Source organism: Emticicia sp. 21SJ11W-3, from assembly GCF_024138715.1.
Taxonomy (GTDB): domain Bacteria; phylum Bacteroidota; class Bacteroidia; order Cytophagales; family Spirosomataceae; genus Emticicia; species Emticicia fluvialis.
This window is the reverse complement of the sequence record NZ_CP092074.1, coordinates 4574910-4590354: the sequence shown is the minus strand read 5'-3', so window position 1 is coordinate 4590354 and position 15445 is coordinate 4574910. Positions and strand designations below refer to the sequence as shown.

At 41.5% G+C, this 15445-nt stretch carries 13 protein-coding genes; 5 read left to right on the top strand and 8 right to left on the bottom strand.

Annotated features, from left to right (window positions below):
• Window position 1 precedes the first annotated feature (1 nt).
• Both MB380_RS19400 and MB380_RS19395 read right to left on the bottom strand, forming a co-directional pair.
• Window positions 2-391 (bottom strand): HIT family protein, encoded by a 390-nt coding sequence (locus MB380_RS19400; protein ID WP_101724446.1) that lies wholly within the window; start codon window positions 389-391, stop codon window positions 2-4.
• A gap of 86 nt (window positions 392-477) precedes the next feature.
• Window positions 478-1380 carry a TIGR01777 family oxidoreductase gene (locus MB380_RS19395; protein WP_253530319.1) on the bottom strand — a complete coding sequence of 301 codons (903 nt, stop codon included), beginning with the start codon at window positions 1378-1380 and terminating at the stop codon, window positions 478-480.
• A 135-nt stretch (window positions 1381-1515) separates the two neighbouring features.
• Here MB380_RS19395 and MB380_RS19390 point away from each other — a divergent pair, with 135 nt between their 5' ends.
• Complete coding sequence (locus tag MB380_RS19390) at window positions 1516-2400, top strand: DMT family transporter (RefSeq protein ID WP_253530318.1); 885 nt, start codon at window positions 1516-1518, stop codon at window positions 2398-2400.
• 63 nt (window positions 2401-2463) lie between these two features.
• Here the strand turns inward: MB380_RS19390 and MB380_RS19385 are convergent, their stop codons facing one another.
• The 4 genes from MB380_RS19385 to ispE form a co-directional block, all read right to left on the bottom strand.
• Window positions 2464-2709 (bottom strand): type B 50S ribosomal protein L31, encoded by a 246-nt coding sequence (locus MB380_RS19385; protein WP_101724443.1) that lies wholly within the window; start codon window positions 2707-2709, stop codon window positions 2464-2466.
• A 152-nt stretch (window positions 2710-2861) separates the two neighbouring features.
• On the bottom strand, window positions 2862-3551 hold the full coding sequence (gene recO / locus MB380_RS19380) for a DNA repair protein RecO (protein WP_253530316.1): 690 nt from the start codon (window positions 3549-3551) through the stop codon (window positions 2862-2864).
• The gene (locus MB380_RS19375; protein WP_253530314.1) at window positions 3520-4128 is read right to left on the bottom strand and encodes a cytochrome c oxidase subunit 3; all 609 of its coding nucleotides are present in this window, start codon (window positions 4126-4128) and stop codon (window positions 3520-3522) included. Before MB380_RS19375 ends, recO begins: the two co-directional genes overlap by 32 nt.
• Before the next feature lie 23 nt (window positions 4129-4151).
• Window positions 4152-4970 (bottom strand): 4-(cytidine 5'-diphospho)-2-C-methyl-D-erythritol kinase, encoded by an 819-nt coding sequence (gene ispE / locus MB380_RS19370; RefSeq protein WP_253530312.1) that lies wholly within the window; start codon window positions 4968-4970, stop codon window positions 4152-4154.
• Between the two features lie 286 nt (window positions 4971-5256).
• On the opposite strand from ispE, the gene MB380_RS19365 reads away from it, so the two are divergent.
• From MB380_RS19365 to MB380_RS19350, 4 genes are all read left to right on the top strand, one after another.
• Complete coding sequence (locus MB380_RS19365) at window positions 5257-5928, top strand: thiamine diphosphokinase (protein WP_253530310.1); 672 nt, start codon at window positions 5257-5259, stop codon at window positions 5926-5928.
• Window positions 5929-6457: 529 nt separating this feature from the next.
• The gene (locus MB380_RS19360; RefSeq protein ID WP_253530308.1) at window positions 6458-8929 is read left to right on the top strand and encodes a ribonucleoside-diphosphate reductase subunit alpha; all 2472 of its coding nucleotides are present in this window, start codon (window positions 6458-6460) and stop codon (window positions 8927-8929) included.
• Between the two features lie 271 nt (window positions 8930-9200).
• The gene (locus tag MB380_RS19355; RefSeq protein WP_253530306.1) at window positions 9201-10442 is read left to right on the top strand and encodes a hypothetical protein; all 1242 of its coding nucleotides are present in this window, start codon (window positions 9201-9203) and stop codon (window positions 10440-10442) included.
• Between the two features lie 112 nt (window positions 10443-10554).
• Window positions 10555-11817: a hypothetical protein gene (locus MB380_RS19350; protein ID WP_253530304.1), complete on the top strand. Its 1263-nt coding sequence runs from the start codon at window positions 10555-10557 to the stop codon at window positions 11815-11817.
• Between the two features lie 29 nt (window positions 11818-11846).
• Here MB380_RS19350 and MB380_RS19345 read toward each other — a convergent pair whose 3' ends face one another.
• Both MB380_RS19345 and MB380_RS19340 read right to left on the bottom strand, forming a co-directional pair.
• A complete protein-coding gene (locus MB380_RS19345; RefSeq protein WP_253530303.1) occupies window positions 11847-13544 on the bottom strand; it encodes a hypothetical protein in 1698 nt (565 codons plus the stop codon).
• 67 nt (window positions 13545-13611) lie between these two features.
• On the bottom strand, window positions 13612-15414 hold the full coding sequence (locus MB380_RS19340; protein WP_253530301.1) for an alpha-amylase family glycosyl hydrolase: 1803 nt from the start codon (window positions 15412-15414) through the stop codon (window positions 13612-13614).
• Between the last annotated feature and the right edge of the window lie 31 nt (window positions 15415-15445).

The window sequence follows — 15445 nt, the reverse complement described above, 5'->3', positions numbered from 1 at the left end:
CTTATAAGAAACTTCTGATTTTAGCAGCAATGGCGGCCAGTTCTTCTTGTGATATTTTTAATTTATGATTAAAGTTCATGTCGCTCATGCTGTTCATAGGTATCAGATGCACGTGTGCATGAGGCACTTCCAGGCCTATAACCGCTACGCCAATCCGCTTGCATGGCACTGCTTTTCTGATGGCAGGTTCTATCTGTCTGGCAAATTGCATAAGGCCGGTGTATAACTCATCGTCGAGGTCGAACAGATAATCTATTTCTTTTTTAGGAATCACCAGTGTGTGGCCAGTCGCACACGGGAAAGCATCAAGAAATGCCAGGTACTGGTCGGTTTCTGCTATTTTGTGAGAGGGGATTTCTCCCGCAACTATTTTCGAAAAGATAGAAGGCATAATGGTCTGAATAAATTTGTGTGCAAGGTAACAAATTTTGAAGGATTGACTTTCAGAAGAAAACAAAATTAGGTTAATGTTACCGTTTATTTCAGTAAATCCTGCAAAGCCGTCTCAAGCTCCGGATATTGATAATTAAATGACAATTCCTCGGCCATTCTTTTGTTAATGATATAATTGCCCCCCAGTAATACGGCAGACATTTCACCCAGTAGCAATTTAAGCACAAAAGCAGGTACAGCAGGCGCCCATAAAGGGCGTTTTAATACTTTTGCTGCGGTTGCAACAAAAGCTGCGTTACGTACCGGAGCAGGAGCCACCGCATTAAAAGGACCGTTGATGTTTTCATCTTCAATACATTGCAGGTATAGTTGGCAGATGTCATCAATGTGTATCCATGACATCCACTGCCTGCCGTCGCCAAAGGGCGAGCCCACGCCCCACTTAACGGGCAACATCATTTTAGGTAAAGCGCCGCCTTCCCGGCTCAATACCACACCTGTTCTTATACTTGCCGTGCGCCTGGCCGGGGTAAAGTTTCGGGTTTCTTCTTCCCATAACTTACAGCAGTAGGCCAGAAAATCATCTCCGAAAAGGCTATGCTCATCCAGCCGGGTTTCACCGGTATCGGTGCCATAACAACTGATGCCCGAGGCCGAAATAAATCCTTTTATGCTAATGTTTTTTTCTTGCAGATGTTTTTTGAGCAGCACAATAGGTTCAATGCGCGAATCAATAATTTCCTGTTTTCTTTCCTCCGTCCAGCGTTTGTCTGCAATGCCTGCCCCGGCCAGATGAACAATATAGTCAATATTTTCAAGGGCCTCCGGCTCAATGTATCCGGCTGATATATCCCATTTATAAACTATTACGTCTTTGATATTCTCTTTTTTACGGCTCAGATAAACAACCTGATGCCCTTTTTTTTGGAGCAGTAATGTCAGCCTTCGGCCAATAAGTCCGGTACCACCTGTTATTAAAATTTTCACTGGTTCAGTTGGTTAGTTTATGTCCTTTCAACAGCAAAAACCATCAAATTGTTTAATTTTTAAAGGCATATTTCATTAACTTTGACAGTTTTTCAGCACCATAAACAGTTTTGTTGTTATACCAGAACCTAAAAAATGACTCATCCCCAGCCAAAAGACTACCTTAAACTTCACCTGATTGTTGTTATTCTGGGCTTTACGGCCATTCTGGGCAGGCTCACTGATGTCTCTGCGTTAGGGGTAGTATTTTATCGCACCTTTCTGGCTTCGCTGGGCATGTTTCTACTGGCTCGTTTTCAGAAAAGAAATATTCTGATATCATTGAAAGACAGCCTGCCGCTTTTGGGAGTAGGGGGTATTATAGCCCTTCACTGGATGTGCTTCTTTGGCTCGGCCAGGGCATCTACCATTGCCATAAGTCTGGTTACGTTTTCAGTAACATCGTTTTTTACCAGTATACTGGAGCCGCTCGTCAATAAAACCAAAATCAGCTGGGTAGAGGTGCTGCTTGGTGTGCTGGTAGTTATGGGTATGTACTTTGTTTTTACGTTTGAATACCGCCACCTGACGGGCATTATTATTGGTATAATCGGCGCTTTTCTGGCAACTGTCTTTTCTGTTTTGAATGCACAGCTAACCAGAAAGTACGACTCACAAACCATTACTTTTTATGAGATGACAGGCGCCTTTGTTGCCTCTTGGGTGCTGATACCTCTTATTATGTTAGCCGTACCAGATACGCACTTCCAACTGATACCCAGCCCAACCGACTGGATATGGATTGCCATACTGGGCCTGGTGTGTACGGTGTATCCATACAATGAAATGTTGAAATTACTAAAGAAGATTTCGGCGTTTACGCTTAATCTCTCTATTAACATGGAGCCCATCTATGGCATTCTGCTTGCCTACATTATTTTTGGAGAGAAAGAGCGTATGACCACCGGTTTTTATATAGGCGGCGTTTTGATTCTGCTTTCAGTAGTGCTGCATCCGTTTCTGAGAAAAAAGCAGCATTAAGCGGTAAAACAAAAAAGGTCTTCCAGCACGCTGAAAGACCTTTTCCGTAAAATAATCCGGAAATTATTTTTTACCGTAACGTTTGTTGAATTTATCAACACGTCCGGCTGTATCAAGCAATACGTTTTTACCAGTGTAGAATGGGTGCGAGTTAGAACTAACCTCTACTTTGTAAACAGGGTATTCGTTACCATCTTCCCAAACGATGCTTTCTTTGGTATTAACACATGAGCGTGTTAAAAATTTGTAATCTGACGACAAATCCCAGAAAACAACTGGTCTATAATTTGGATGAATATCTTTTTTCATTGATTTATTGATATTGAACTTCTAAAATTCGCTAAAACGGGTTGCAAAATTAGAAATAATTAAAAAGAAAACAAAGTATATTTAAAAAATATTGAATTTTCTTTTTGTTCATACACACTACTATGTGCTTAAGCATAAGCCCATTGCAAAAGCTAGCTTAATACCTCGCGCAGAACCTGAAACGATTTTATTTCGCCGAAGTCTTCAACATGCAGCTTGTAGAACAGAATGATGGCTTCCAGCACATAGTTGCGAGCCGCCCGGCTCATGAGTACGGGTGTCTGGTAGTCGGCCATTATCAGTTCGTTCAGCAGTGCCTTGTAGTCTGAATCAAACGGAATCATCATGTTTGCATCTCTTAACTGCATCAGAATCTCATCGGCATCCTGCGGAGAAAAACCCAGGAAGAAAGAGAACTTTAACAAAAATATGAGGTGGAAATTTTCGAATTGTTGCTCGGTTTCATCCAGAAAAATGAGCGAATGATAAAGAAAATCAAACAGTGCCGGGTTCTCGCTGGTTTCTTTCAGGGTTTTGTTAAGCACCTCGTTTACAAACATACCGATGCTCGACTTGTAAACGTCATAAGGAAGCGTTTTAAACGGAAATCCTGAATGGATTTCAGAGATACGATGTATCTCTTTTTTATCGTCATGATACAGCACCAGGTCTAGCAGGCTTAGGGGTTGAAAAAGCGCAATTCTGTTTTTGCCTTTGCTGCTGCGCACCCCGTTTTCTATATACGACTGCACCCCGAATTTTTCGGTGTAAATTTTGGCTATAATCGACGTTTCGCGGTAACGTATATAATTAATGACTATTCCCCGGGTTTTGTGCAGCATGATACAATAAGAAAAGAAACAGGAGTATCCAGAGTATATCAATAAAATGCCAGTAGATACTGATTAATTTAAGTTTTAGCTGATTAGGCGGGTTTACGCTGTATACATAAGACTCCACGTAATCCAGCCGTTTGAAGGCGTCGCGGTTGGCAAAACCCAGCGCAACGATACCACCCAAGGCATGAAGCAGATGCAGGCCGGAGAGTATGTAAATAAACATACCCCCTGTATTGTTGCTCATGGTAATGCCACTTTCAAGCATCTGTTTCCAGCCCAGGCCCTGTAAAATAAGAAAAATTACGCTACACGCCAGTGTGAGGCTTATATTGAGCCGGTAGCTCCTGAAACGCTCTTCTCTGAAAGCCTTATTGGCCCAGTGAAGCGTAGAACTGCTGACCAGAATGATGGCCGTGCTACCCCAGAAAACCCCGGGTATTTTTAAGGGAACCACTCCACTGGCGGCTTCTTTAGAAATAAAAACCAGAATAATGAAGAAAAACAGTAAACCACTGCTAACTATGAACAGATACAGCATGAATGCAAAGGGTTCACGGCGTTTTGTGAGTTGTTTCAGCATTTTTCTTTGGTTTGGGCTAACTATCAGTCGAGAAATCCCTGCCACACGGCATAATTCGGGAATTGAGCCTTCAAATCTTTTTCTGTCTCAAAAATACCGTAGACCGTTGAGCCTGAGCCGGTCATAGAGGCATATAAGGCGCCTTGCTGATACAGCGTTTTTTTGGTGTCGGCAATGGCCGGATACTTTTCTGACAGTTTCTTTTCAAAATCGTTTTTTATAAGACCCTCCCAGGTGCTTATGGGTTGCATCAAGGCCTCTTTTAATGAGACCCCCGGCTTTTGGGGTATTACGCCACTGTAGGCTTCGGCCGTTGAGATATGAATGGCCGGATTCACAACTACAATGTATTTACCCTTTAAATTTAGCGAAAATTCTTCAAATTCATCGCCTTTATGAAAACAATAAACCGGGCGGTTTTCAATAAAGAATGCACAGTCTGAGCCCAACTGCCGGGCAAAATGCTGCAAACCTGCAGTAGACAGCCCGAGGCTGAAAATTTCGTTCAGAATTTTAAGGGCAAAAGCGCCGTCGGCTGAGCCCCCTCCCAGGCCGGCTCCCATCGGTATAACCTTGTGCAAATGAAAGGCCGCTGCCTTACCAGCAAGTACAGGCTGGTTGCTACTTAGCAAGTGCCAGGCTTTCAGGCACAGGTTATTAGACTGGTCGCCTGGAATCGGCAGCCCTGAACTTTCGAACCGAAGCCCTTCAGCCGGAATAATCTCCAGCGCATCGCACCAGTTAACTGGATAAAAAACGGATTCTATATTGTGGAATCCATCGGGTCTTTTTTCTACAATATTTAACCCTATGTTTATTTTGGCATTTGGAAAACTAAGCATCTTCAGAAATAAAATTCAAAGTTAGCAGCGTTGTTCAGAATTGTAGCAATTCAGTGCGGATTTATCATTTCAACTTGGTGCCGGTAGGCAGGCGCTACGTTTTGTATTGAACGATTCTCTGAAGAGCGGCGCCCTCCGGATAATTGAATAATGTAAACTGTTATGCGCTGGTGTTTGCACCTGAAGGGCAGAAACCCTGCGTGGAAAAATTATTTACCCAAAACAGAGAACTTCTGCCACCGGTAATGGGTTAAACCTTTACCTAGTTTAAAATCTGTTTGTTTGAATGTCGTCTCATCACATTGTTAGAGAAAAACAGGAGCCTGCTCTGATTATTGCCAACGGCGAAGCTTGTAGTTTTGAATTGCTTGGCCAATTGCTTGAGTGGAGCCCGTTTGTGGTTGTACTGGACCAGGCCATTCACAGAGTGCTGGAGCTCGGTATCAAGGTTGATGTGCTGATGGGGGATTTTGATAAAGACCTTGACCTGGAAGAAATTGAAAGGATTCAGTATCCGATTGAAATTATTCATACGCCTGACCAGGAAAAAACCGATCTAGACAAGGCTTTTGAGATGTTGATAACTCGTGGATTCCCCGCCGCTAATGTGGTGTGGGCAACAGGGCGCAGGGCAGATCATTCCATCACTAATATGACCAACCTGGTGCGTTACAAAAGTAAACTTCAGATAGTGATGATTGACGATTACTCTGTAATTTACCCGCTGCTGCCCGCCCCCGGTGTTTTTGAGAAATGGTTTTCAAAAGGCACGGCCATATCTTTGATACCTATCGGAACAGCAGAAGGTGTACGAACCGAAAACCTGTTGTATAAGCTTGATAATGAAGCGCTTGTATTGGGCTATAGAGCAGGGAGCAGTAATGAGGCCGCAGAAGACGGCCTGGTGCGTATTTCTTATGAATCGGGCGATTTATTGTTGATGGAATGCCGCGATTAGGCGTCTTTTGTATGATGTGGATAATTTTTCAGAATTTTTCTTTTTTTCTGAAAATAGAAATTTTACATTTGTTAATGTAGCTTTGAACCTAAATACTGCATATAAATTACGCGGGAAAAGTCAAGAAAAAATATGTCCATTTTTGTGCAAAACATTGTGGAAAACTTTTTGAGTTTGACTTTTTCGATTTCTTCGAAAACTAACTGATTGATTATTAGGTCTTAACATTTTCTTAATATTGCGCTTTTTTGCTTTTGCTAAATAAGGTATAGATATTAGGTTTTCGCAAGCCTGCGGATTTTGTTAATTTTACATACTCAAAACTTTTTGTTTGAGTACTGGTACAACTTTTGCAATCTGTAAATATAGTCTGGCTGCTTTGAGGTTTCAAGGCCGCAAGCCTGCAAAAAACAGGCGGCCAAGATAACTGAAAAACGTTATAATGCTGTAATTTTTAAACGTGTCTGGGCCGTTTGTGCTTGGTCAGAATTGTTTTTTTTGAATCCAAACCCCTTACAGAGACGACCTTATGTATGTAATTAAACGAGACGGCCGCCGAGAGTCGGTAAAGTTCGACAAAATCACTGCTCGTATCGAGCGTTTGTGCTATGGCCTTGAGCCGGCATTTGTCCAACCCGTTGAAGTAGCCATGAAAGTTGTAGCCGGTATCTATGATGGTGTTAATACCTCTGAACTGGATAACCTTGCCGCAGAAACTGCCGCTTCGATGACCACAAAGCACCCCGATTACGCCATTCTGGCTGCACGGATTGCTATTTCTAACCTTCATAAAAATACCTTGAAGTCTTTTTCTGGTACCATGAAAATGTTGTATCAGTACGTAGACCCAAAGACCGGGCAGAATGCATCTCTGATTGCCAAAGACACCTGGAAAGTGATTCAGAAACACGCGGCAACGCTTGATTCTGCCATTATTTATGATCGTGATTTCGGATATGATTATTTCGGATATAAAACCCTTGAGAAATCATACCTGCTTAAACTAAACGGTAAGATTGTTGAACGCCCGCAACACATGCTGATGCGTGTATCGGTGGGTATTCATGGAGATGATATTGATAGAGTACTTGAAACTTACGAGTTGCTGTCTGAGCGCTGGTTTACGCATGCTACTCCAACCTTATTCAATGCGGGTACGCCTAAGCCACAGCTGTCTTCATGCTTCCTGTTAACCATGAAAGAAGACAGTATCACAGGTATTTATGATACCCTGCGCCAAACCGCGCAGATATCACAATCGGCCGGTGGTATTGGTCTGGCTATACATGACGTACGCGCCACTGGTTCTTACATTAAAGGCACCAACGGTACATCTAACGGTATTGTGCCTATGTTGCGTGTTTTTAACGACACCGCCCGTTATGTAGACCAGGGAGGTGGCAAGCGCAAAGGTTCATTTGCTATTTATCTGGAACCCTGGCATGCTGATGTCTTTGATTTCCTTGACCTGAAGAAAAACCACGGCAAAGAAGAGTTGCGTGCACGTGACTTGTTCTATGCACTATGGATATCTGACCTCTTCATGAAACGCGTAGAGGCCAACGACACCTGGTCGTTGTTCTGCCCTCATGAGGCGCCGGGTCTGTCAGAATGCTACGGCGAAGAGTTTGAGAAGTTGTACGAGAAATATGAGCTTGAAGGCCGCGCCCGCAAAACTATCAAAGCACAGGATCTATGGTTTGCCATCATGGAGTCGCAGGTAGAAACCGGTACGCCTTACATGCTATACAAAGATGCAGCCAATAAGAAATCGAACCAGAAAAACCTGGGTACCATCAAATCTTCAAACCTGTGTACCGAGATTATCGAGTATACATCGCCTGACGAAGTAGCTGTATGTAACCTGGCCTCTATAGCCTTGCCGAAATATATAGTGAAAGACACGGTAACAGGCTTCCTGAAATTTGACCACGAGAAATTATATGAGGTTACGAAAGTAATTACCCGTAACCTGAATAAAGTTATAGATATTAATTACTATCCTGTTCCGGAAGCAGAAAAAAGTAACCTTCGCCACCGTCCTATAGGTTTGGGTGTACAGGGTCTTGCTGATGCGTTTATCACCTTAAGAATGCCGTTTGAATCTGACGAGGCCCGTCAGTTAAATAAAGACATTTTCGAGACGATATACTTTGCTGCCATGGAGGCATCGATGGAATTGGCCATTAAAGAAGGACCTTATGCTACATGGGAGGGATCTCCGATTTCGCAAGGTATCTTCCAGTTCGACATGTGGGGTGTTACACCAACGTCAGGTCGCTGGAACTGGGAAGTGCTTCGTGAACAAGTGAAGCAAAACGGTGTGCGTAACTCATTATTGGTAGCTCCGATGCCAACGGCATCAACCAGCCAGATATTGGGTAACAACGAATGTTTTGAGCCCTACACGTCAAACATTTATACCCGTCGTGTACTATCGGGTGAGTTTGTGGTAGTAAACAAGCATTTGCTGAAAGACCTGGTGAAAATCGGCTTGTGGAACGATACCATGAAAAACAAATTGATTGCAGCTAACGGTTCTGTACAGGCAATAGCCGAAATTCCACAAAATTTGAAGGAAATCTACAAAACTGCGTGGGAAATCAAGCAAAAAACCATTATTGATATGGCGGCCGACCGCGGCGCATTTATCTGCCAGAGTCAGTCGTTGAATATCTTTATGGAAAACGCCAATTTCGGTAAGCTTACCTCTATGCACTTCTATGCATGGAAAGCAGGTCTGAAAACCGGTATGTATTATTTACGCACCAAGGCTGCCGCTGATGCTGTTAAATTTACAGTAGACAGACAAGCCATTGCAGAGGTAGTACCGGCCGTTACAACCGTAGAGGAAAAACCTCTGGATTATGCTAAATATGCCGAAGAACAAACGGCTAAAGCTGCTGCCGCCTCTACTTTTAGTGGTGACGGAGACTATCAATACGCTGCTATGCAATGCTCGCTTGATAACCCGGAAGGGTGCGAAATGTGTGGCTCATAAGGATTCCGACTTCTTTCTTTCTTAATTATTCAGTGAAAACCACCTTGCAAAAGGTGGTTTTTTTGTGCCGGGCTGTTTATAACAGGTATACCGTAAACTGTTATACGCTGTCATTGTGATTAGTCAATGTGTATAGCCTACACAGATTACCATAAAATTATTATTTGCTGCTTATATTCGGTCTGATTCAGTTTTTTATTAAATTGGAGCCAGTTACGTATATACTAACTTTTCCTGTTGGCCTAAAATATAAAACCACTGAACACGCTTTATGAAAATCCTGCAAGCATTGCTTTTTGTTTGTATCTCTTTGTCTGCTTTCTCGCAGAAAAACTATGTAGATGGCTTCATTATTTTAAAAAACCAGACCGACACCTTGAAAGGTAAAATTGATGACCTGAACTGGGCGGTTAACCCGGCAAGCATCAATTTTAAAAATGTTCAAAACATAGAAGAATCTTATAGCATCAGCCAGCTGAAGGCTTTTGGAATATTTGAAAAAGAAAGTTATATAGTTGAAAAAGCGGATCTGGACATTACGCCTTTCGAAAGTACTGCTTTACTCCAGGATCGTAACCTGATAGTGAAAAAAGATACGCTGCTCCCTTTTCTTGTTTTGTTAAAGGCAGATTATAGCCTGTTATATTTAAAAGATGAAACCAGCAAAGAGCATTTTTTCTACAAAGATCATCAGAAGATAACTGAGCTGATTAATCATAAGTTTTTGCAAAAGAGAGGCGAAAAAGTATATGAGTTTAATAACAAGCTATATCAGAAGCAGTTAGAGTTATTGTTTAATCAATGTAGCAGGAAAATTCAGGTTAATAACACAGAATTTGAAATACAGGCCTTGACCGATAAGTTTATTGAGTTTAGTGAATGTATAGGTTGTACCTACACATGTTATGTTAAGAAAAAGGCGGATAAAGCTGTTTTAACAATTGGATTGATGGCTGGTATTTCCAGCGAAAGGAACTTTTTCTCACACAATGATTACTATGAGCGCAATTATTTTGAAGCAAAAACTAAAGTACCATCCTTGCTATATGGCCTGAATTTTTCTATTTCATCAAGAAGAAATCTGAATAGAAATATTCTCTTAATTGAGGCATTTATTAACCAGGAATGCATCAAAAACGAAACTAACAACTATTCTGCAACTTTTACTTATCTAAATTTCGTTCCGCTTGTCAGACATCAGTTTATAAGCCATGCAATCATGAAACCCTTTGTAGGAGCCGGGGTTAATTTTAAGTATATGGTTTCTAGGATGGAAGATAAATCTTACATGGGTAACAAGATAAATTTGTTCCTGATAGGTGAAGGTGGGGTTAAATTAAATAATTTTCTTATTGCGGCTCGTATTAAGGTAAAGCCAATGCACAAAAATGAAGATGTAAAAATTGTCTATACTAAAGTTGCCGAAGTACTAGATGTAATCAGTTACCAACGCGTTAACTTTCAGCTTCAACTTACCTATCTGCTTTATAACAGCGCTAAGAAGAAAAGATAGCTTAGGCCTTCTCAGGCAAAATAATTATTTGGAACGTCATTATTATTAATCTGAAATTTCATAATTTGTTCGTATGCATACTTTTTGAAATAGCTGTAACTAAATAAAGCAAATGTACACTATCAAGACCACCACCCTTCTTATACTTGTTCTAATTTCTTCTTATGCTTTCTCGCAGAAAAACTATGTAGATGGCTTCATTATTTTAAAAAACCAGACTGACACCTTGAAAGGTAAAATTGATGACCTGAACTGGGCGGTTAACCCGGTAAGCATCAATTTTAAAAATGCAGATGGGCCCGAGGAGATTTATCATATCAGTGAACTGGTAGCCTTTGGAATATCAGGAAAAGAAAGCTACCTGGTAGGAAGAGTTGATTTAGATGTTACGCCAGTCTTGAAGAACGAATTGCTCTACGATCGCAATTTACATATCAGGAAGGATACCTTGTTAGCTTTTTTAGTTTTATTGAAGTCAGATTATAGTTTGTTGTCGGTAAGAGATTCTAATAACAAAAACCACTTCTTTTATAAAGAAGGCCAGAAAATAACAGAGTTAATAAATCATTTCTTTTTACAGTATTTATTAGACGAGAATAGAAACAAGAAAACCTATTTGCTTAACAATAAAGTCTTTCAAAAGCAGCTGGAAGAACTTTTCAGCCAATGTGGAAAGACGATAAAAACCAGAAGCATAGAATTTTCACTTGAGGACCTGATGGATAAATTTATTGAGTTCAATGAGTGTATCGGCTGTAATTATACCTGTTATGTGAAGAAGAAAAAAGATAAAGCTGGTTTTGCTTTTGGATTAATGGCGGGTTTGGCAAATGATAGAAATATATTCATTCAGAATTACAATGTAAATCAATATTTCGAAACAAGAACCAGTGTGCCGAACGTGCTGGTCGGGATTAATGCCACTGTTTCATCCATAAGAAACTTTCACAGAGAAAGTTTTGTAATGGAAGTCTATCTTAATCGTGAAGTCATTAAGAGTGATGCTAATCACTTTTCATCCAGCCTTTATTACCTGAATTTTTTACCAAAAGTCAGGCATGAATTTCGCAGCCGATATGCCTTTAAACCAATTGTTGGCATAGGCATCAATGCTAAAACGCTCGTTTCTTATCCTGATATAAAATCTGTTTCAGGTAGCAGGCTTAGCGTATATGCAGTAGGAGAAGCAGGAATGAAGTGGAAAAACTTTCTACTTTCAGCTAATGTGAAAGTGCTTCCAAAAGGTAAAAGAGAACAGGTATCTATATTTTATTACAAAAATTCAAAGCTACTCATTGATGATATATACGCAGAAAAACTAAGTTTTCAGCTAAACCTTACCTACCTGCTCTATAACAGTGCTAATAAGAAGTAACCGTCGGTAAATGTAAGCTATTGGATATCTTAATCCTTCACAGTACCGGTAACACTCTGAAAAAGCGATTGAGACAAACCACCCCAGATAGCGCCAAAGAAAGATTTGGTCCGCGGGCGCTTGTAATTAATAGTGCCTGTTTTTAGTTGATTATTCTTGCGGGGGTTAGCGTCTTTTAACACCAGATTATTGACCACAAAGGTAGGCAGCGCACGCTTTTTAAAGAGCCGGAATCTCGGTTTTTTTTCTACTGTATCTTTATTTACTTTCAATATGGTTGCTTTCAGGTTTTCGTAATGTAAGGTGCCTGTGCCGGTTACGCGGTAATCATCCGCTTTCAGTCTGAAAACATATTTGTTTATCTTCAACGATTGCACACTTACCTTGGTAAGCGCTACGGTAATGTTATTGATAGAAGTACCCTCAAAATTGCCCAGCTGACCCTGACAGGTGAAATCTCCCTTTTTTGAAGGAATATTAAAAGTAAATGCCACATCAAGGCTGCCACGATTCATGAAGTAGCTATGAAACTGTGCCCGCATAACCGGGTCTTTTGCCAGTGGCAGGCTGTCGTTTGTAACATTGGTAATCTTGCCATTAATCCGGTTAAAGCTTATGAAGCCGGTCAGTTTTACCTCCGGGTCATATTCAGAGTAATCAACCTTGGTGTTATTGATAAAAACGGTGTCAATGTTTAATGGTAAATCCAGCTTTTTCAGCAGTTGATGCGGGTATTCGCCTGTTTTGTCGCGTTCCAGCACCGGGTGAGCCTTGTTCTTAAATATCTGCACAAGCCCCTTATTAATACGTACTGAACCTGCATAAAGTTTAGTGTCCGGGAACAGCATCTCCGGCCGGATGTCTTCTATTACAATATTATTTAATATTACCTCCGTGTGGTTGCGCCCGCCAGACATTTTAGCATAAGCCATTTTGCTGGCACGCGGTTTAAGGTGATATTCTTCAATAGATAAGTATCTGTTTTTAAGCGAAAAAACAATGTTTTTAAAAGCGTGGGTATTAAAATGATTTTTGGTTGGTAATTCAGCTGCTTTAATGTTAAATGTGTAGTCGTCGGCGTATAAAACTTTTTTTGAGGGCCTGTCAGATGCAGAATCCACCAGTATATTCGTAATCTCAACATCAAGATTTTTAACCGTACTTTTTTTCGGCTTTGCATTCTGCCGGTTTTCGTACGTAAAATCCACATTCGTTAGTGTTACACGTTTAATGTGTAATGATTTTACAAACTTCGATATTAACTGGTAAGGCGTCTTTTGTTCGGTTGAATCCGGCGGCAAATTATATTTCAGGCCTTTGTAAAGCACCTGAATGGTGGGCGCGTGAACGTTTATTGTATTTATATCTAATATTCGTTGAAAAACCACCTGTAACAGATTCACCCCCGTCAGCTTTATGGTAGGTACTTCAATCAGCATCAGGTTATCTGGCGCTTTTTTAATTGCGTGCAGTCTTTTGTAGACATTGGTGTCAGGCCTTAAATTTGCGTTTTTAATCACAATTTCGCCCATACCCGGATTATATTGTATATCAGAAAACGAAAGCTGATACAGCCCGTCTGAGGCTTTCAATACACCTTTGCTGACACGGTCAGTAACCAAAGGTTTCAAAAAGAAGTAACCACCGATGGTCAGCAGCAGCAGTAAAACTAAAATGCCGATTATTATTCCGATTATAATTCTTTGCCATCGATGTTTGATTGTCATAGCAGTGGTTGATTAAAAACAGAAGGGCTGTATCGCTAGCAATACAGCCCTTCTGTTTAGCGTGAATTTAGTCTTGCGAAAGAACCAGTGCACTGTATGGCCCAACTGAAATTTCAGCTATAAAGGCATCTTCTTTAAGAACTGCCTCGGTCTCTGTGCAATGGGTATGGGCAAAGTCTGCACCATAAACCTCGGCATCTCCATTAAAGCGTACTACCCATTTACCCTCTGCAGGTAAACGAACCTGATAATTCGCTCTTGCCTGATGTGAGAAGTTGAGTATTACAACAGTAGAATCTTTACTTCCGCCGTTTTGCCATCTCTGAAACGCCAACAGCTTGGCGTCATGGTCACAAGCCAGAAGTTCGGTATGCTGGCCCATTAGCCCGGCGGTTACACCAGTCAGATTACGGCGCAGGTGTATTAAATCTTTATACATATTGGATATCCCCGAAACCTCATTCATACGGTCCCAATGCAGTGGGTCAGTATCCTGAAACCAACTGCCTTCCTGTAGTGTCTGGCCTTGAAATATCATCGGGATACCAGGCGAGGTAAGCACCAGCACAGCACCCAAAGTAGCCTTTTTGCGTGCATACCAACCGGTTGCATTACCGGGTTCAACCTCTTCGGCTACCCTTGATTTACCGTTGGCAACTTCGTCATGCGACTCCGTAAAAATAACTCTTCGCATGGCATCATTACTATACCTGTTTAAAAGTGCCGAGCAAAGCAGATTCATGTCAATGTACTCGTCAGAGGCCTGTGTCAGTACATTCCTTAAGGGGTGCACAAAATCGGCATCCCATTGTGCGCCATATCCCAGCCCGCCAGACTGCACCTGGTCTGTTATGAAATCATGCCCGTGCATATCTTCGGCTATTACCAGGGCATTGGGGTATCTCTCATGAATATCGTTATTAATCCATTTAATCATGTTCACACCCTCCTGCAAATCATGTGCGGGGTTGCCGTCGGCATGTACGTTTCTTATATACGGTACCATGTCCATTCTCAGGCCATCTACTTTATAATCATCCAGCCACATCAGGGCATTGTCTTTTATATAGTGGCCAACCTCGGGGCGGCCGTAGTCGGGGCGGGTGTCACCCCAGGGGGTTGTCGACCGCCAGTCGTTATAAAAATAGATTCCCCCTTTGCCGTTTTCCTGCCAGCCGTCAAACTGCCACAAGTCAAGGTCTGAAGGGCCAAAGTGGTTATATACTACATCAAGAATAACTGCAATGCCCAATTTATGAGCTTCTTTTATAAAATCTTTAAATGCTACCGGGCCGCCGTATTCGGTTTCAATAGCAAAAGGATGCGCCGGGTTATACCCCCACGATAGCCCCCCTGCGAATTCGAACGGAGGCATTATTTCTACTGCGTTTATGCCCAGTTTTTGCAAATAGGGCAGTTTTCTGATAGCATCATGAAAAGTGCCAACGGTATCGGCATTACTGCGGTTAAATGTGCCGATATGTAATTCATATATTACCAGATTGTTCCATGACGGAATCTGGTAATTAACATTCTCCCAATTATATTTTTTCGGATTATAAACTATCGAATTCCCTACCGAACTGGTAACCTGCCTGGCGTAGGGGTCATTTTTGTAAAGATTCAACTCGCCATTCTTAATAAAAAATTTGTATTGGTCTCCTTCTTTCGCATGTTCTACGTTTACACCCCAACAGCCATTCTCACCGGCTATGAGCGGGTTTGCCCCTTCGTTCCAGTCGTTAAAGTTTCCAACGACCGACACATAGTCGGCATGCGGAGCCCAAACCCTGAAGAAAACGCCATGTTGATGGGGGGTAGAACCCATCTCATTGATGTAAATTTCGGTTTGTTTTTCTATGTTGTGCATATTTTTAAGTAGAGTTATTATTCCTTATATA